Origin of the sequence: Tepidibacter aestuarii (assembly GCF_934924865.1) — a bacterium.
Taxonomy (GTDB): Bacteria; Bacillota; Clostridia; order Peptostreptococcales; family Peptostreptococcaceae; genus Tepidibacter_A; species Tepidibacter_A aestuarii.
This window is the reverse complement of the sequence record NZ_OW235315.1, coordinates 3,198,918-3,217,782: the sequence shown is the minus strand read 5'-3', so window position 1 is coordinate 3,217,782 and position 18,865 is coordinate 3,198,918. Positions and strand designations below refer to the sequence as shown.

The 18,865-nt window shown below is 30.1% G+C and carries 17 protein-coding genes and 1 pseudogene; 7 read left to right on the top strand and 11 right to left on the bottom strand.

Annotated features, from left to right (window positions below; all coding sequences use genetic code 11):
- Nucleotides 1-4 precede the first annotated feature (4 nt).
- The 5 genes from M2214_RS15685 to M2214_RS15665 form a co-directional block, all read right to left on the bottom strand.
- The gene (locus M2214_RS15685; protein WP_248480871.1) at nt 5-1,057 is read right to left on the bottom strand and encodes an S-methyl-5-thioribose-1-phosphate isomerase; all 1,053 of its coding nucleotides are present in this window, start codon (nt 1,055-1,057) and stop codon (nt 5-7) included.
- Between the two features lie 28 nt (nt 1,058-1,085).
- Nucleotides 1,086-2,387: a Na+/H+ antiporter NhaC family protein gene (locus tag M2214_RS15680; RefSeq protein WP_248480869.1), complete on the bottom strand. Its 1,302-nt coding sequence runs from the start codon at nt 2,385-2,387 to the stop codon at nt 1,086-1,088.
- Nucleotides 2,388-2,515: 128 nt separating this feature from the next.
- Nucleotides 2,516-3,178: an L-fuculose-phosphate aldolase gene (locus M2214_RS15675; RefSeq protein ID WP_248480867.1), complete on the bottom strand. Its 663-nt coding sequence runs from the start codon at nt 3,176-3,178 to the stop codon at nt 2,516-2,518.
- Nucleotides 3,179-3,271: 93 nt separating this feature from the next.
- Nucleotides 3,272-4,192, bottom strand: coding sequence for a sugar-binding transcriptional regulator (locus M2214_RS15670; protein WP_248480865.1), 921 nt, complete (start codon nt 4,190-4,192; stop codon nt 3,272-3,274).
- Nucleotides 4,193-4,439: 247 nt separating this feature from the next.
- Nucleotides 4,440-5,384 carry a magnesium transporter CorA family protein gene (locus M2214_RS15665; RefSeq protein ID WP_248480863.1) on the bottom strand — a complete coding sequence of 315 codons (945 nt, stop codon included), beginning with the start codon at nt 5,382-5,384 and terminating at the stop codon, nt 4,440-4,442.
- A gap of 293 nt (nt 5,385-5,677) precedes the next feature.
- Between M2214_RS15665 and M2214_RS15660 the strand changes: the two genes are divergently transcribed.
- Nucleotides 5,678-5,869, top strand: a complete 192-nt coding sequence (locus tag M2214_RS15660; protein ID WP_248480861.1) for a hypothetical protein — start codon at nt 5,678-5,680, stop codon at nt 5,867-5,869.
- A gap of 210 nt (nt 5,870-6,079) precedes the next feature.
- Here the strand turns inward: M2214_RS15660 and M2214_RS15655 are convergent, their stop codons facing one another.
- Nucleotides 6,080-7,378 carry an L-cysteine desulfidase family protein gene (locus M2214_RS15655; protein ID WP_248480859.1) on the bottom strand — a complete coding sequence of 433 codons (1,299 nt, stop codon included), beginning with the start codon at nt 7,376-7,378 and terminating at the stop codon, nt 6,080-6,082.
- A 118-nt stretch (nt 7,379-7,496) separates the two neighbouring features.
- Nucleotides 7,497-7,709 (bottom strand): annotated as a pseudogene (locus M2214_RS15650) (IS6 family transposase); the annotation flags it as partial.
- Between the two features lie 833 nt (nt 7,710-8,542).
- Here M2214_RS15650 and M2214_RS15640 point away from each other — a divergent pair.
- Entirely contained in the window at nt 8,543-8,734 is a 192-nt protein-coding gene (locus tag M2214_RS15640; protein WP_248480857.1) for a hypothetical protein, read from the top strand.
- Nucleotides 8,735-8,989: 255 nt separating this feature from the next.
- On the opposite strand, the gene M2214_RS15635 is transcribed toward M2214_RS15640, so the two are convergent.
- Nucleotides 8,990-9,526: a sigma-70 family RNA polymerase sigma factor gene (locus M2214_RS15635; RefSeq protein ID WP_248480855.1), complete on the bottom strand. Its 537-nt coding sequence runs from the start codon at nt 9,524-9,526 to the stop codon at nt 8,990-8,992.
- Between the two features lie 941 nt (nt 9,527-10,467).
- On the opposite strand from M2214_RS15635, the gene M2214_RS15630 reads away from it, so the two are divergent.
- The 3 genes from M2214_RS15630 (at nt 10,468) to M2214_RS15620 (ending at nt 13,695) form a co-directional block, all read left to right on the top strand.
- The gene (locus M2214_RS15630; protein WP_248480853.1) at nt 10,468-11,649 is read left to right on the top strand and encodes a M20 metallopeptidase family protein; all 1,182 of its coding nucleotides are present in this window, start codon (nt 10,468-10,470) and stop codon (nt 11,647-11,649) included.
- A 12-nt stretch (nt 11,650-11,661) separates the two neighbouring features.
- A complete protein-coding gene (locus tag M2214_RS15625; RefSeq protein WP_248480851.1) occupies nt 11,662-13,194 on the top strand; it encodes an AbgT family transporter in 1,533 nt (510 codons plus the stop codon).
- A gap of 69 nt (nt 13,195-13,263) precedes the next feature.
- On the top strand, nt 13,264-13,695 hold the full coding sequence (locus M2214_RS15620; protein WP_248480849.1) for a VanZ family protein: 432 nt from the start codon (nt 13,264-13,266) through the stop codon (nt 13,693-13,695).
- A 332-nt stretch (nt 13,696-14,027) separates the two neighbouring features.
- Here M2214_RS15620 and M2214_RS15615 read toward each other — a convergent pair whose 3' ends face one another.
- From M2214_RS15615 to M2214_RS15605, 3 genes are all read right to left on the bottom strand, one after another.
- Entirely contained in the window at nt 14,028-14,183 is a 156-nt protein-coding gene (locus tag M2214_RS15615) for a YvrJ family protein (RefSeq protein WP_248480842.1), read from the bottom strand.
- A 49-nt stretch (nt 14,184-14,232) separates the two neighbouring features.
- Entirely contained in the window at nt 14,233-14,451 is a 219-nt protein-coding gene (locus tag M2214_RS15610; RefSeq protein ID WP_248480840.1) for a DUF2922 domain-containing protein, read from the bottom strand.
- An 86-nt stretch (nt 14,452-14,537) separates the two neighbouring features.
- Nucleotides 14,538-14,759: a DUF1659 domain-containing protein gene (locus M2214_RS15605; protein WP_248480838.1), complete on the bottom strand. Its 222-nt coding sequence runs from the start codon at nt 14,757-14,759 to the stop codon at nt 14,538-14,540.
- A gap of 123 nt (nt 14,760-14,882) precedes the next feature.
- Here M2214_RS15605 and M2214_RS15600 point away from each other — a divergent pair, with 123 nt between their 5' ends.
- Nucleotides 14,883-17,072 carry an S-layer homology domain-containing protein gene (locus M2214_RS15600; RefSeq protein WP_248480829.1) on the top strand — a complete coding sequence of 730 codons (2,190 nt, stop codon included), beginning with the start codon at nt 14,883-14,885 and terminating at the stop codon, nt 17,070-17,072.
- Nucleotides 17,073-17,194: 122 nt separating this feature from the next.
- A complete protein-coding gene (locus M2214_RS15595) occupies nt 17,195-18,772 on the top strand; it encodes a YcdB/YcdC domain-containing protein (RefSeq protein ID WP_248480827.1) in 1,578 nt (525 codons plus the stop codon).
- Nucleotides 18,773-18,865: the final 93 nt, after the last annotated feature.

Genomic DNA, 18,865 nt, shown 5'->3' with positions numbered 1-18,865 from the left:
AATTTTAATAATAGTTTTCTACTTCGGATTCAAAATATCTGTTTAAATCATAAGGACTAAGTATTCCCTTATCTGTTACTACACCGCTTACTAAGCTAGGAGGTGTAATATCAAAAGAAGGGTAGTATCCTTTAACTCCATCCATGGTGTTTTTAATTCCTCTGAATTCTAGTACTTGACTCGGATCTCTTTCTTCGATTTTAACTTGTGATATGTTAGTGTAGTCTTTGTCTGGGATTCCTGTTACGAAGTATGGAATCTTAAAGTATTTAGCTGCTATAGCTATTTGAAGTGTTCCAACTTTATTTACTATATGTCCGTCTAAGCAAATTGAATCTGCTGCTGATGTAAATAAATCTATATTCTTATTCTGCATAGTAAAGGCAGGCATATTGTCTGTTATTACAGTAACATCAAATCCTTGATCATAACCTACGCTTGCAGTAAGTCTAGCTCCTTGTAGGTATGGTCTTGTTTCTGGACAAAATAGTTTGATGTTATTATTTCTCGATTTTGCTTCTTTTAGCATCATACCTATTATTGTCTCTCCGAAGCATTGAGTCATTATATTTCCGTTTTGAGGGAACATATCTACTAGATATTTTGCTACTGTTCCTATTCTAGAGTAGCGGTTGTTCATAGATTTAACTGTATGCTCAAAAATAGCTTCATCAACTTTATTTCCATTTTCCATGGCAGTCTTAGCAACCCTCAAACACCCCTGAACAACCAAAGTCATACGATTTGCAGTTGTAGGTCTTGCGTTTGCAAGTGTGAAAGCTGCATCTTCTAAATAATTTATTTGATCTTTATAAGATAAGCTGCTGCATTCGTGAGCTGCAAGTGCCATCCCCATACCTGCAGCGGTATAGGGACCAGCACTTTGAGTTACCATATCTGCTATAGCTTTAGCAACCTCTTTGTGGTTATCACATGTAACGAATTTTACCTCTGTTGGATAAATTCTTCTATCTAATATTCTTACTTTTTTATTATCATACCAAGCTACATTTTCGTATCTAAGCATGAAAGCTAAGTCTTTATCTACTCGTTCCATATAGTCCTTCCTTTCTGTGTTGTTTATGTTATTTTTTCATTCTAGGGAAGTTGAACATAATTGCTGCTAATCCAAACACTATCATTAAGAATGAATATATTGAATAAGGTACTATTTCAACAGGTGATATTTGACCAATTCCTGCAGCTAATAAGAATTGTCCTCCGTAAGGGATTATACCTTGGAATGCAGATGAGAATATGTCTAAAATACTTGCAGTTCTTCTTGGGTCTATATCATATTCCTTTGATAAATCTTTTGCTAATGGTCCTGCTGTAATTATAGATATAGTGTTGTTAGTAGTAGCTATATCTATTAAACTAACTAGTGCAGCTATTCCTAATTGAGCACCTTTTGCTGTTTTAACCTTAGATGTAACTTTTTCTAATAGATAGTTGATTCCTCCGTAGTAATTCATAAGACCAACAAGTCCACCTACTACAACAGATATTATAGCTAGATCTTCCATCCATCCCATTCCTCTTTGTAATACACCGAATAGCTCAACTACAGTAAAGTCACCCATGAAAAGTCCTATTAATGCACCAGATCCTATACCGATTCCTAAAACAACCATAACGTTTAAACCTATTAATGCACTAATTATAATAGCAAAGTAAGGGACTATTCTAACTATGGAATACTCATAAGTTTCTAAATTTGCATTTCCACCAGATAAGAATGTTAAAATTACAAGAGTAGTTACAACAGCAGGTAAAACTATCAATCCATTTGATTTAAATTTATCTCTAAGCTCTACACCTTGAGTTCTTGTAGCAGCTATTGTTGTATCTGATATAAATGATAAATTGTCTCCAAACAAAGCACTACCTATAACAGTTCCTAAAACTAGAGGTAAGCTAAGACCTGTTTGCTGAGCTATACCTACACCTATAGGAGCAAGTGCAGTTATAGTTCCCATTGAAGTACCCATAGAGAAAGATAAAATACATCCAACCATAAATAATCCTGGTAATAACATATTTGCAGGTAATATACTTAATCCAAGGTTTACCATGGAACTAACAGCACCCATAGCATCTGCTATAGAGTAAAAAGCTCCAGCTAATAAGAATATAACTACCATTAAGATAATAGTTGAATCTCCACCAGACTTAGAAAAAATATCGATTTTATCAGATAAAGATGTTTTTGAACCTTCTTTATCAAGTAGTAAAGCAAATGCAGAAGCAAGGATAAAAGCTAATAGAAGCGGCATATTAGTAAAGTTGCCTGTTATAATTCCTGTTCCCATAAATAATAATAAGAAAAATATCAAAGGTAATAATCCTTTAAAACTACTTTTTTTATCTGTTCCTATTTTACTCATTCTATTCCCTCCTAAATTAAAAATATATAATTTTAAAGCTATGAATAATATTGATTAAAACACTACAGCATCAACTATTTTTGAGCAACGGAGCCCGATAGGGATCGTTGGCGACATGAGTCAGCGAGTTAGCGACTAGACGAATTTTTGACTTGGCCATAGCTTTGAAACAGAACTAACATTTTATTCATCTCTTCATCTGAAAGTATCTTAGGTTGACCTAAAGACTTACAGCGGCAATATAATTCAGCACAAAATTCAATTTCTTCTGCTTTACTAAAAGCATTAGGCAAGTCCTTTGCACCTGTTAATAGACCGTGGTTTGCTAAAAATACACCGTATCTGTCTTTCATAGCTTCAAATGCATTTTCTGCAAGCTCTTTAGTTCCAAAGGTTGCATACTTTGCGCATCTAACATTGTTTCCCCCTGAAACAGCTACTAGATAATTTAGAGCAGGTAAATCCCAATTCATACAAGCTAAAGTAGTGGAGTAGGTAGAGTGCACATGAACAACTGAGTTAATATCATCTCTGTTTTTATAAAATATCTGGTGCATGGAATATTCACTAGATGGCTTTTGAGTTCCATCAACGATACTTCCATCAAGGTCCATTATTATAATGTCTTCTGGCTTTAATTTAAAATAGTCAATTCCGCTTGGAGTTATAGCCATTAATTTTTTATCTCTTATAAATATACTGATATTACCTCCTGTTCCTTTAGTTAAGTTGCTTTGAATTAATTTTTTCCCATATTCGATAATCTGTTCTCTTTCGTCTTGAAATATCAAATAAATCCCTCCTTTCATATATATATACAAAAAACGGACACTTAATTACAGGTGGTTGTGAAAGTAATTGAGTGTCCGTTTTATTAAGCTGTACTATTCAATTAATCGTACTGCTGTATCTGCATCTGTTATAAGAACATCTAGGTAGTTGCCTTTTAATGCAGCTAATATAGATTCATACTTGTACTTACCACCTGCTACTCCTATAACTAGAGCATCAGACTTATTTTCAAGTATGTTATATCCTATAGTCTTATCAGTATAATCATGATCCACAGGTTCTCCAAATTTGTTATACCATCTAAACCCAATATCTCCAACGCATTCACGAGATATAAGGTGATTTGTGTATTCTTCGTTAAAGTATATAGTACTATCTGAATTTAATTCTCCTATACCAGCCATTATAATATTGCATTTTTCCATATTTTTAATAGTAGTTTTAAAGATTTCGTCAGAAACTATTGCATCTTTGGTTTCTTTATTCTCTACTATAGCAGGAGCATATAATAAATAAGGGTTGCCACCTAATTTTTCTGCAATAGTTCTAGTTATTTCATCTGGTTTTAAAGCTGAATACTCTATATTGAGTCCTCCTATTAGCTGAACGGCAGATATTTGTAATTTAGTATTAAAGGATAGTCTATTGGCAACTTCAGATAATGTTTTCCCAAGTGTAACACCTATAGTATCTCCTTTTGCAAGTGTTTTTTCTAAATACTCAGCACCAGCTATACCTAGACTTCTAGTTATACTTTTTTCATCTATAGAAGAAACTACAACGCTTTGAGATAGATTGAATTTTTCTTCTAGCTTTGATTCAAGATCAAAATTATATTTGTTCACATCTACGATTTGAATTTGAACTATATTTTCATTAAGAGCTTTCTTTAATAATCTATTCACTTTTTGTCTAGAGATAAGCATTTTTTTTGCTATTTCAGCTTGAGTTAATCCTTTTTTATAATAATAGTATGAGACTTTTATTAGTTCTCTATTGCTATTGTTTGTCATTAAATTCCTCCTTGCGTTACATATGCTCACTAGGTGATAAATTGTAACACCTTAACAGAATTATAACATTTATGGGAAAATAAAACAATATATATTGGGAAAAAATGTTATCGAAAGAATGGTTTAGTATGTGCTTAACTAAGTTATTATTTGCTAGTTGATAAAAGTCCAACCCAAGTCGTTGCCAAGAAGCTTGGTAACAAGGTGAGAACTTATAGTAATGAAGTTAAATAAATATGTTGTGATTTTAAATCCACTTTTTTCTTTTAAATATAATATAAAGGACTATGATTATTAAAAACATAGAAATTAATATCACAGGATATCCATAAACCCAATTGAGCTCAGGCATATATCTGAAATTCATACCATATAGTCCTGTTATTACTGTAAGTGGGGCAAAAAACACAGCTATAATAGTTAATTTTGTAGCGATATCATTAGTTTTTGTAGATATACTGGAATCATATAAATAAATTAGTTTGTCAGCTATATCTTTTAAATAACATGTAAAATCTAGTAGCTTATTTATACGTGTGTCTATACTTTTAAAAAATCTTAAATTATTTTTTGAAATAAATTTATTTTCATTAACTAAAAATTGATCTCCAATATAAAGAAGAGGGCGGATATGTTTAAGTGTTTTATTTAGCTGCTCTCTTATTTTATTAATTTGCAAAAAGTGATCTTTGTGCGTATTGATTATAATTTCATGTTCTAATTCTTGGATAATATCTTCAAGTTCTTGTAAAGAGTAAAACAGTTTTTTTAGGATATAATCAAATATCCAAAAATATATTTTATTTAGTATATCTTCAGTATTTTTTATTGTTTGGATTCTATTATTTATATAATTTTCTATTTCATTTATTATTTTAGTTTTATTTAGTCCCACTAAAATAATATAATTATGTCCTATATATAAATTAACTTCTTCTAATTCTATTGTTTCATTTACTACATCAAAATAATTTAAACTGATAAAATCATAATTATCAAAAATCTCAAATCTTATATTTTCATCAATATTGAGGCATTCTTGAATCGTTTCATCATCGAAATTGAAGATATTTTGAAAGCTTATTATTTCATCAGATGTACAAATAACAAAATATTTGAAGTCTTTACTATGCAAGTCGATGTTTTGTAAATTATCATAAACTATATTTTTTGTTATATTGTAAATATGCATATAATATCCTTCTTTCTGATTAAAAATTATTATAAATATAAGTAAAATAATATCAAGATATATAAACTTATTCTTTATGTATTTATCTGATTATAGACATCATATTAGTTTTTGCTATTTCGTTAATGGTATACAAATTTTAAATAAAAATTAAACAATATATATTGGAAAAAAAAGTTATTATGGTAAAATATAAAAGGTAAGAATTAATACGATTCATTGTGGGAACAATTTAGTATGTGTTTAAATAATATATATTAAATCGAAATACTATGCAGAAAGGAAGTATATCTATGTCAATAAAGATAAATTTTATTGATGGAAATTCTTTAATAGTACCAAAAGATGAACTGACACAGCTACAGATACAACAAATTCTACAGTGGTTTGAATCAGAAGGTTCTCCGATTATATCATTTACGGTGGGAGATATAACTCATAATTTACCTAGACATGCTATATATAATATTCTTTATGATATTTAGCCCAGATAGTTAGAATAGCTGTCTGTTTTTTTTTATTTTTAAGGACATTATAATTCTCTTAAATCTGTATAAAAAAGTTAAGATTAATAACTAAGACCATTGAATTATATAGTGCAATTTACCTTGATTGTAAAGATAAAAACTAGTAATAACGTACATTATGCGAAGTTAAAAAAGTTCCTGATATCAGGAACTTTTTTTGCACTAAAATCACCTCCTAGAGGAGTTGTTATTCATATCGTCCATAACTTTTATTATAATCTCATTTGTTATTGCCATCCCCTGCGAACTAACTTTTCCTAAATTTCTTATACTTTCTTCAACTTTATTTCCTACGATTCCGCTAAGTGCTGGTACTACACAGTTGTATTTTGCTATTACAGCACTTTGAACAGCCGCAGATGCAGCTGACGCAAGCTTCAGAGCACATCCAGCCTTTGCACCATCACATATCATACCAGTTAAGTTTGCAATCATATTGTCAATTGCTCCATCTATTTGATCATAAGTTCCATCCATAAGCCAAGTTATAGCTGCTGCTGAACCTGTCGATGCTGCTACTCCACATCCACAAACCGCAGATAATCTTCCTGTATAATTCTTTATATAAGCTGTAACCAAATGACTTATAGCTAATGCTTTTGATAATTTTTCTTTTGTTTGAGGATATATTTTATTATAAGCAGCTATTGGAAGTATAGCTGTAAGTCCATGATTTCCACTTCCATTAGAACTCATAACAGGCTTATTAACTCCCATCATTCTAGCATCAGAAGCTGCCGCTGTTAACATCATTGCCTTGTTCATAAGGTCATCTGAAAGAATTTTGTCTTCTATAGCTCTTTTAATTCCATATCCTACACCAATACCTACCTTATCATCCATAGCAACGTTTGCCATATCTATGTTCATATCTATACCTTCTAATAAGAAGTCTAAATCTGATTCATTCATTTTTTCTATTTCTTGAATTAATTCTTTGATTGTAAGCTTAGCTATTGGACTATCAATGCGTGCATATTCTACATCTAAGCTTATTTCTCTATTTAATAGTATACAATCATTTTTTTGAAGATGAACAAATTTATCATGTTTAGTCATTATTATAGTCTGTGATGTATTTTCTTTTCCTTTTAGATTAACTTCTATGTAAATATTTTCCTTAGTTTCTATAGGAGATATTTTAACCATATTTTGATCCATGAATTTTTCTGATATTTCAACTTCTTTTTCTCCTAATTTTTCTAATACTCTAAGACCAAGTTCAGAATCTCCTCCATTAAGCCCCATAGCAGCTGCTATTTTAAGACCTAATCTTGTTGTTCCAGGTATTCCAACGCACATACCATTTTTATATACATCAGGGCTTACAAATATATTACATTTAACTATTTCTTCTCCTAATAGTTCCTTAGCTTTGGCACAAGCTAGTGCTACTGCAACTGGCTCTGTACATCCTAAAGCTGGCTTTACTTCTGCTTTTAACAGAGCTATAAGCATTTTTTTCATTTTAAAACCCCCAATTCAATTTTTATATCATTTATATACAGCACAAATATATACAGCACAAACCATGCCAAATTTTGGTTGTGGTTAAAAAAATATCAAATGAAAAGCTTCAATTTCTTTTAATCTTAATATATGTCTCATCGACTCGCCAAGAATCATTAGTTGTCTTCAGATGTTTTCGTATTTTCTTTTCTATTTCTGATCCATATTGATGAACCCTTCTCATTATTGTTGTATGATTTATATGTAATTCTCTTTCTTGCATCATTTCTTCCAAATTTATATAGCTCAAAGGATATTTTAGATACCATCGAACTCATAATAAAATTATTTCTGATTGATAGTGTTTTCATTTGAAAGAATTTGGTCCCATGATACCAACTCCTGACCTTGTTTTTCTTACTATGACATTACATTATATTTTTTTGCACCAGAACCGGATTCTGAGGTCATATCAGGATGAAGTCCTGGACCTCATAAGATTTAAGGGATCAGAGCCGGTTTCATACCTAAGAACCTTCACGTGTAGGTTACTGGTGAAGTATTTAAGGTTACTAACGAGCAGGCATTTGAAACCTCAAAGGAAGTTGCTAAGACTGAAGGGCTATTGGTAGGAATATCTTGTGGTGCCGCATTGTATGCTGCTGAAATCACAAAGCGTAATGAAAGAATGTAGTAGTGCTTCTGGCGGATGTTGGGGAGCGAGTTGGTTAATAATTTTGCTAAAAGATGAGTCACTCAGGCACTTCTTTAGGTAAAAAGGAGGAGTACTTTTTTATTTATAAGGAAATTATACAATTTTTAATTGAGTTAAAAAACACATCTTGTGTAGCATATCACACATACCAAATTGTAATTAAAATGTACTTATAAAAATTTAATAAAAATTTTACTTATAACCTCAATGTTACAAAGCTTTGGAATTATATTTAAGTAAAAGATTAAAGTTTGGCACATAAATTGCTAATAATATATTTGAGAATGTAGAAATATCTACGGAAGATGGATTAAGGCGATTAGAAATCAAAGTTTGAGAGTAATAGCTCTTGAACTATTGGTTTTACTCCATTCGCCGTTAAGATAACAACCTTAAATTTTGAACTTTATGGTAGACAAAATTTATAGTTAAACTATAAAAATAAATTACTTATAGGAGGTGAAAATATGAAAAAATTATTATCTATAGCTATTGGTGGAATGGTGTTATTCTCTTCTTCTAGTTTAACATTTGCAGCAAGTCATGTATCGCAGATGGCTACTACAAAAGGAGGGCAACATGTAGCAGAATGTGCTCAAAAAATGGATAAAGGTGTATCAGAATGCGCACAGTTGACAGAATGCCAAAAAGAAATGTAATTTCAAACAAGTACGAGTAAATAGGGAAAAGCTTCTTGTTAAGAGAGGCTTTCTTTATTTTACGAGAACATCTGGATTGGCTTACCCACAGGGCACTTACGCAACTATAAATCCAGATGGAGTAAAAACTCCATCTGAATTAAATTTCACTTTATAATAATAAGTAAAACTAAAAATATATTCGATATATTTTTTATAGCCCACATAAAAGTAAAGAATGTATTCATTTGAAATATTTAGAATAAAGATTTCTTATCATATGGAGTAGTTTAGTGAGTAGTATTTTTCTAGTTTTTTAACTGATTGTGATTTAACTCTTTTGACCCAGCTATAGGATATACCCATTTCTTTTGATATTTCTAGTAGAGTATGTCCTTGTATCAAATTCTTTTCTACAATCTTTATTTCTGTAGCATTTAAAATAGATAATGCTTCTATAGTCTCTATATTTGAAAAGTCTTCAATGTAAACATCTTTACTTTGATTATCATCAAAGTTTACACTCACTTCTTTTGAATTAAGTTCGTCCTTTTTTTGATCCCAGTAAAAGCAGCTTATCATAAATTTCATATATCCTAAGAATTTTGTGTTCTTTTTAAAGTCAAAGTTTTGTATAAGTTCTATTGATTTTATAACTCCGTTTTGATATAAATCTTCATTTATATATCCGAAGTAGTGCTTACACTTGGATATGAGAAGTGGTTTTAATGTATCAAGCAGTTTTTCTAACGAGTCTTTATCACCGTTTTGAGACTTTTTAACTAATTCATTGATTTCTTCATATGCATTCATTGGTATCCCCCCTAAATTAACCAAACATATGTTCTGAAAATATTATATCGAACATTTGTTTGGTGCGCAATAGTATATACGAAATAATATGAAAATTTTGTAAGCATATGGACATACGTTTTTAAAAAATATAGAATGGGTATAAAATTAAAAATAGTAGAAGGGGAGCTAGAGGAGTCTGGCTAAGAGGAAACTGTATAAGTGTTTCGACCCTAATATCTGATCTGGATAATGCCGGCGTAGGAATCATATTGAACTAGTTAATCAATGCTACGCTATGCGCGTAGCATTTTTATTATGTATAGATTTATTCAATTACTTATAATGCATCGTACTTACTACCAGAACTTTTAATATCTATATGTATAGTTGGGTTGCTTTATAAATCGTTTAAATCATTGGCTGTTGCTTAGTATAAGCTATTGAGGGTTATCAAAAACTGGCTATAAAAATACCGCGAATGCAACAATATTTTGGATACAACTAAGCGTTTATCTTATTAATAATCCTAAAATTTACAAACTCGCTACACTCAGACATGCAAATTTCTTAACGTATTATTAAACGATAAAAGCTAAGTTATATTAGTCAAAATATCTAAAAGCATTCACTAACATTTTTATAGCCAGTTTTAATAGTGATGTTACTATATTATGAGATTCAGTTCATCCCGTTATTTTAATTATTATAAAAAACACGCTTATTAAAATTTAAGCTACTGTTACTTCAGTAGTTGGATTTTAATGAGCGTTTTTTTTATACAAAATCAAACGAATTTTTAAAAGAGATAAATTCAGAAAGTTCAGAAAAATACAATGTATAAATAAATTGATATATATATAAATATTAATTTGTTGAACCAGGTACTAAAATATGGTATCATTGCATAAAAATAAACTACACATGTACATAACACGTGGACAAGAAAGGGAGGGGTAAAAATGTATACGGACATTATAAATAAAATAGGCGATGATAATTATAGCAAAATGGTAGATTTAAGACACCAATTTCACATGTATCCAGAGTTGGGTTATGAGGAGTTCAAGACAGCAAAGACTATTGCTGATGAGCTTGAACGACTAGGTATTGAGTATAAAACTAATGTTGCTAAGACTGGGGTTGTAGGTCTTATAAAAGGAAATAGTCCTGGTAATACAGTTCTCCTTCGTGCTGATATGGATGCTTTACGTATTAATGAAGAGGCAGATGTAGAGTATAAATCTAAGGTTGAGAATCGTATGCACGCGTGTGGTCATGATGGGCATACGGCAGGTCTTTTAGGTGCTGCAATGATATTAAATAAAATGAGGGACAAGATTCATGGTAATGTAAAGCTTGTGTTTCAACCGGCAGAGGAAGAGCAGGGGGGAGCAAAGCCTATGATAGATGAAGGTATTATGGAAAATCCTAAGGTAGATGCAGCTTTTGGATGTCATCTATGGGGAGAAATGATTGAAGGTGAAGTTCATGTAAGAAAAGGGCATATGATGGCTGCACCAGATTTGTTTAGGTTTACGGTAAAGGGAAAAGGAGGACATGGAGCAGTTCCTCATCTTAGTGTAGATCCTATTGTTATAGCTGCTCAAGTTATTAATAATATGCAGTCTATTGTAAGTAGAAGAATAAGTCCTCTTGAGAGTGCTGTTGTATCTTTTGGTTCTATTAATGGGGGAAAAAGCCATAATGTTATACCTAATGATGTAGAGGTTGTAGGTACTGTTAGAACGTTTAGTGAGGAGCATAGAAAGTTTATACCAAAGGCCATGGAGAATATATTAAAGGCGTTAACTGAGTCTCAAGGAGCAAGTTATGAATTTAAATATGAAGAGAAATATCCAGCACTTATAAATGATGAGAAGATGACCGAGCTTGCTAGAAATTCGTTTAAGAAAATAGTTGGAGAAGATAATGTGTTCGATATGAAGGAACCTACTATGGGTGGAGAGGATTTTGCATATTTTGGTCAATTAGTTCCATCGTCTTTTATATTTGTAGGAATTAGTAAGGATAAAGATAATCTAGTAGCTCATCACCATCCTGAGTTCAAGTGGGATGATAAGAATGTACTTACTATTGCTAAAGGTCTTGCTCAGACTGCTATAGATTATTTGAATGGATAAGGGGGGAGTATTGTGGAAAAAGCACAGGTTAAGGAGAATAAGTTTTTTAGTAGATTTTTAAATGGGATTGAGGTAGTAGGAAATAAGTTACCTGATCCTGTAACCTTATTTGCTATTTTATGTGGACTAATAATTATATTGTCGAAGATATTATTTATGGCAAATGTATCTGTAGTTCATCCATTAACTCAAGAAACTGTAAATGTGGTAGATCTTATGAGTAAGGATGGGCTTAGAGGTATATTGACAAGTATTGTAGGAAACTTTCAAGGATTTCCACCACTAGGTTTAGTTTTAGTTGTTATGCTTGGTGCTGGTGTTGCTGAAAAATCAGGACTTATGGAGACAGCTCTTAAAAGTTCTATTAGTAAGGTTCCTAAAAATTTAATCACAGGTATGATAATATTTGTAGGAATACTTGCCAATGCAGCTGGAGATGCAGGATTTATAGTGTTACCTCCGCTTGCAGCTATTGTATTTCTTGGAATAGGAAGACATCCTCTTATAGGAATGTTTGCTGCATATGCCGGGGTTGCTGGAGGTTTTTCAGCGAACATTATGGTAAGTATGATAGACGTTTTACTAGCAGGGTTTACTATACCTGCAGCTCAAATGATAGATCCTAGCTATCAAGCAACTCCTGCTATGAACTTTTATTTTCTTTTAGTTTCTACTGTAATACTTGTTATAGTATCTGTAATTATAACTGAGAAAATAATAGCTCCTAGATTTGATAAATACGAGGGAAGCTCTGATTCAGAATCAGTTAGTGAAATTAGTAATGATGAAAAAAGAGGTCTTAAATGGGCTGGAATATCTTTGTTTGTGATTGTAGCTTTATTAGTAGGTCTTTGTATAGGGGATAATGCATTTATGAAGGATCCTGAAACTAATTCTTTATTAACTTTTAAGGCTCCTCTTATGAAGGGACTTGTACCTATAATAACTTTAATGTTCTTTGCTCCTGGACTTATATATGGAAAGATAACTAAAAAGATAAAAAATGATAAAGATGTAGTTGTTATGATGGGGCAATCTATGAGTGAGATGGGGATGTATATAGTTCTTGCATTTGCAGCATCTCAATTCTTAGCTTTATTTACTCTTAGCAACGTAGGTATAATAATATCTGTAAAAGGAGCAGAAGCATTAAAGAATATGGGCTTTACTGGATTTGGACTTATACTTGGATTTATTATATTGTCTGGATTTATAAACTTATTCGTAGGAAGTGCTTCAGCAAAGTGGGCTATAATGGCTCCTGTATTCGTTCCTATGTTCTTACTTTTAGATTATAATCCAGCTGTAACACAAATAGCTTATCGTATAGGAGATTCAATAACTAACCCTATAAGTCCACTTTTTCCATACTTCCCTATAATTTTAGCTTTTGCTAGAAGATATGATAAGAAGGCGGGAATGGGAACTATAATGGCAAATATGATCCCGTATTCAATAGCTTATGGAATACTATGGATGATTTTATTAGTTGTATTTATGAAATTCAATCTTCCTTTAGGACCTGGTGCTGGAATATTTATGTAGTATTAAAATAGATCCTATTTGTGCATAATAGATTAGAAAGTAAAATCTTGTTAAAAGGAATGAATAAACATGAAAAAAATATATTGGGTAATAAGTATGCTGTGGATGTGCCTTATATTTTACTTTTCTAATCAACCAGCAAGTATATCTGATGCGCAATCGGATATGACAATAGGAGTTATAAATTATATTACAAGTACTGATATAATTGAGATTAACAATATAGATTATATAGTCAGAAAGACAGCTCATTTTTCACTGTATTTCATATTATCTATATTGATGACTTTATCTATAGAATCTATTGTTCATAATAAAAATAATTCGTATAAATTGGGTGCGATAATATCTGTTGTATACAGTATGAGTGATGAGTTTCATCAGATGTTCACACCTGGAAGAGGTGCACAGATAAAGGATGTAGGAATAGATTCATTAGGAATAGTGTGTGGGATATTGATACTTAAGTTTATAGAAGTCATAAAAAAAGAAGTGGTTTAAAAATTAGATAGTGGTTAACCACAAATAAAGATTATTAAAATAACGTGTATGTGTTAAATGTTTTTAATAAAACTAAGTATTACGTCTTATTAAATATCCTAAAAGTTATAAACTCCCGTTGGTCAGACAAATAACTTTATTAACGGATATTCAAACGATGTAACACAAGTTTTATACAAAAACATTTAAATCATGCACTAACATTTTGATAATCTTTATTTTTAGTTCAGCTCTTTAGAGTTTAATTGTATTTAATAAAAAATTTTTAAAAAAGAAATTAAGACATTTCTTATGGGGCAAGATATTTTTAGATAACCCACAAATCTTTAAAATCAATATTCTTTTGCTTCTATTCTAGATATCACATTATTCAGCTTGTTAATACTTTGGGTTAAATTCTCAAGTTTTTCCTCTATCCTTGTTAAAAGATATATAGATAAAACTATCGGAAAACCTACATTAGAAACAAATCCCAAAAGTTCATTCATAATATCCCTCCTTATAATAGAAAAGGGACTAAAATTAGCCCCTTATCAATTAGTTAATATGAACATTTTCAGTTTGAGTAGTTATAATCTCAGCAGATTCTTTCTTGACTATACTTTCCCCGTTAAATTTAAACAAATCCTTAGAAACTATGTAATCCATTAAAGCATCTATAGCACTATCATCAACATTATCCTTTAAGCTATGAACCTTAACAGTTACCTTCTTACCATCAGATTTAATAAACTTCATATCAAGTCTCTTTTCCATAATATTACCTCCATATTCTTATTTTTTTTCTCTCAAAATTCTATTGCATGAACGGTATTCTCATAGATATATTTTGGATTATAGGATTACTCACTTAAATCAGTATCAACAACCTTTTTAACCGAAGCTAAAGAATTACTCTGCATATCCTTCATCAAAGCAGTCATTCCAAATAGATCATCATCAGTTGAGTCTAAATTTAGGTTTTTTATAGACAATGTCTTAAACTTTTCAACCCCTTTCTCGTTAAGACCTAAAGAATACTTTAATTTTAAACTTGTTCCTGTTTTAATGCTTGTTACTGCCATGTTATCATCCCCTTTCAACTTTATATATGGATATAAAAATATGAAAAGTACACTAAAAATGTAATTTATTTACAAAAATATAGTATAATGATAAAGGATATATATTAATAAGGGGGGAATGGTATGAATTTTAAAAGAATTGTTTTGACTATTTTTACAGTATTTTTGGTATTAGGTAGTTCTATACTATCTTTTGCTGAACCTAATGTATCTAAGGATGAGGCAAAGAAGGCAGCAGAAAATGCTTTAAAGAACTACTTAGGGGTTGAATTAGACAATAAGTTTGAGTCTAGAATAGAGTTTAGAAATGAAAAATATAGAGAAAGATCTGCATGGAGCATGGATTGGTATAAACATGAAGATAATATAGATATAGACATACAAGCAGAGATAGACTCTGATAATGGTAAAATATTAGAATTAAGATATTATAATTGGAACAATAATGAAAAGAATTCAGCAATTCCAAGTATGACAAAAGAAGAAGCTAAAAAAATAGCTGATGATTTTTTAAATCAAATAAACCCTGTTGAAAGTAAAAAAGTAAAACTTAGAGATGATTATTATTTCTCACAAAGATTTAGAGGCGAAAATTATCGTTTTAATTATGTAAGACAGGAAAATGGAATTGATTTTAATACAGATAGTATAGATATAGAAATAAATGGGTCTACAGGCAAAATACAATCATATAGATTTAATTGGGATTATGATGTGAAATTTGAAGATAATAAAAATATTATAGCTAAAGATAAAGCAAAGCAAGTATTAAAGGATAATACTGATATGAAGCTTGTATATTCTGATGTAGATAAAAATAATGATAATAAACCTGACAATATAAAATCATTCTATAAGCCATATAATGAAAAAGGATTTTTAGTAGATGCTAAAAATGGGGTAATGCTGAGATGGGATGGATCTAAGGAAGAGTTAAATTACAAGGATATAGATGATAAAGAAAAAGAAAAGATATACAAAAAAATCACTAAGCCTCAAAAACTCAGTAAAGAATTAACAGAAAAAGAGGCTAAAGATAGAATTAACTCTATTGCAAAAGATTTTATAAAAGATGATTTTGAAATTGATAGATTAAGATATGAAGAAGACGATGAGTATTTTATTACTAGAGGAAGAAAAGTATGGGAAGCTAGATTTAATATTAAAGATAAAGATAGAGATGGAAGAGTATCAATAGATGCAAATACAGGTGAAATTATATCTTTCGATACTTATTACTTTAATAATGAAGATGAAGATTTTACTCCTGAGATTACTTGGAGCCAAGGATATGATAAGGCTGTAGATGTTTTAAGTAAGTACTATGGATATAATATAAAAGAATTAGATACTAAATTACTAGAACAAAACAGTTACCATTATATAAATGGTAAAAAAATAAATGCAGATTCATATTACTATAATTTTGCAAGAATTAATAACAAAATAAAATATGAAAATAATAACATAGTTATAGTTATTAATGCAAGAAATGGTGATGTAGCAGAAGTACGATATACATGGGATAATGATATTGAATTTCCAAAGTGTGACAATGTAATCAATAAAGATAAGGCAAAGAACGTATACTTTGAAAATCGTGACTTTGAATTAAGTTATAATATTATTGGAAATAAAGAAGAGAATGATAAAAAGGCTACTTTAGCATATGGATTAAAAGATATGTTTGAATTTGATAGAGTGGATGCAATAAGTGGGAAAGCATTAGGTTATAATGGAGAAGAATTTAACAAGAAGGATGATAAAGATTATTCAGATAAAATAAAGAATCATTGGGCTAAAAAAGAGCTTACAATATTGAGTGATAGTAATATAATAGATCTTAAAACATTTGAACCGAATAACGAGATATCTAAAATAGATGCTTTAAAAATGATTGTTAATGTAAGAGGATATAGCCCTTATAGAGCACGTGATGTGAAGGACCTTAAATTTAAAGATATAAAAAATGACGATGAAGATATATCTTATATAAAACTTGCAGTTGAATATGGATTTATAGAAAATAAAGAAGAAAATTTCAATAAGGATGCTAAGATAACAAGAGAAGAAATGGCTAAGATGATAATTAAACTTATAGATAAAGAAGATATGGCTAAGATGAAGGGTGTGTATGCACTTGGATTTAGTGATGAAGCTAGTATAGATCAAAGTTACAAGGGATATGTAGCAGTGTGCAAGGGTATGGGCATAATAAATGGAGATAATTCAAGCTTTAGACCTAAGGATAATGCTACTATGACAGAAATGGCTGTGTCTATATACAAGGCTTTATCTGTTGGAATAAAATAAAGTAACTGATTGAAAGATGATGCTTATTAAAATGTTTTAGTAAGCATCATTTTTATTGTAAAAAACACCCATTATATGGTATTATCATCATGTGTATACAAAAAAAGTAAGGGGGCATTTTTATGAAAAATAGATGGATTTTGAGTTTGTTTGTATTAGTTTTTATAATTAGTAGTTGTACATTTGTTTTTGCAGATGAGAAGGTGAGTAAGGATGAAGCTAAGAAGGTAGCTATTAATACAGTTGAAAAATACTTCGATATAGATATTAATGATGAGTTTGATGTTACAGTTGATAAAGGTTATGAAGAAGGTACGTGGGATATAAATATATGCAGAGGAGATAAAAATTATATAGATATAGATGTGTTTATTGAATCTGATAAAACTGTATCTAGTGTATATATATATGCACATGATAAAAGTGATAAGGAAATTACTAAGTTTGGGGCTAGAAAGCTAGCAGACAATATAGTGAATAAAATGAATCCAGATAAATTAAAAAATACTAAATGCATAGAAGCAGAAGATGATTACAGTTTTGATTTTAAATATAGAAGAGTTTTGAATGGAGTAGATTTTGCATATGAAGGAATAAATATAACTGTAGATAAAGAAAGTGGTAGAGTATCTGATTATAGCTTGAATTGGAATAATGATCTGGATATTCCAAAGGTTGAAAATGTAATAGATAAGGATAAGGCTACAAAAATTATAGAAGATAATATAGAAATGAGATATATGTATATGAATACATATGATAAAGATGGAAATGAAAAAGTAAAACTTATGTATAATCCATATTACAAAACTTCAAGTATGGTAGATGCTAAAGATGGTGAACTTGAGTATTATATTAAGAATATTAATAGAGATATAATGAGTAAAGAAAACTATAAAGAATCTATATCAGTAAAAATGCCAAGCTATAATTTAACTGAGCAAGAGGCGAAAAATTTCTCAATACAAAAAATGAAAGAATTATTAAATGAAGATATTAATATAAAGAGCATAGAAGAACTTGGAGACTCTAATAAAGAAAATACATCAAAAGGAAAAGCTTGGGGCATTAAATTTAGTTATAAAGATGAAAAAGAAAATGAAGTAAACGGCAAATTAGTGATAGATAAAAATAACAAAGAAATAATATACATGGATACTGACTTCGATAAATGGGATGAGACAGATAAAAAGCCAAAGTATACATGGGAAGATGGATACGAAAGGGCTTTACAAGTTATAAAAGATAATTGCCAAACTAAAGGAACAAATATAAATACTGAAATTAGAAAGCAAAAGGAATATTACGAGGATGAAGAAGGAACTGTAATTTATGAAAAAGTTGCAAGATATACTTTTAATAGAGTTGTAAATGGAATAGAGTATGAAGATAATGATGTAACTGTGTATGTAGATTTAAATGACAATAGAGTATTGGCTATAGAATCTGAATGGGACAATAGTAAAATATTTGAAGATAAAAGTAAAGCTTTGGATAGTGAGAAGGTAAAACAATTATACCTTGATAAAAATGAAGTGAAGCTTTGTTATGTAACTATATACGATCAAGAAAGTAACAAAAAGGAGACAAGACTAATGTATAAGATGAGTAAAAAAGAAGGAATGGAAGATATATACTATATAGATGCTTTAACTGGAGAATTTTTAGATTTTGATGGTGAAATAATAAATATGAATTAATTAAGAGATGGCTAAATTAGCCATCTTTTTTAATTTCTGTGGGTTATCAAAAATCTCTATAAAAATACCGCGAATGCAACGATAGTTTGGATT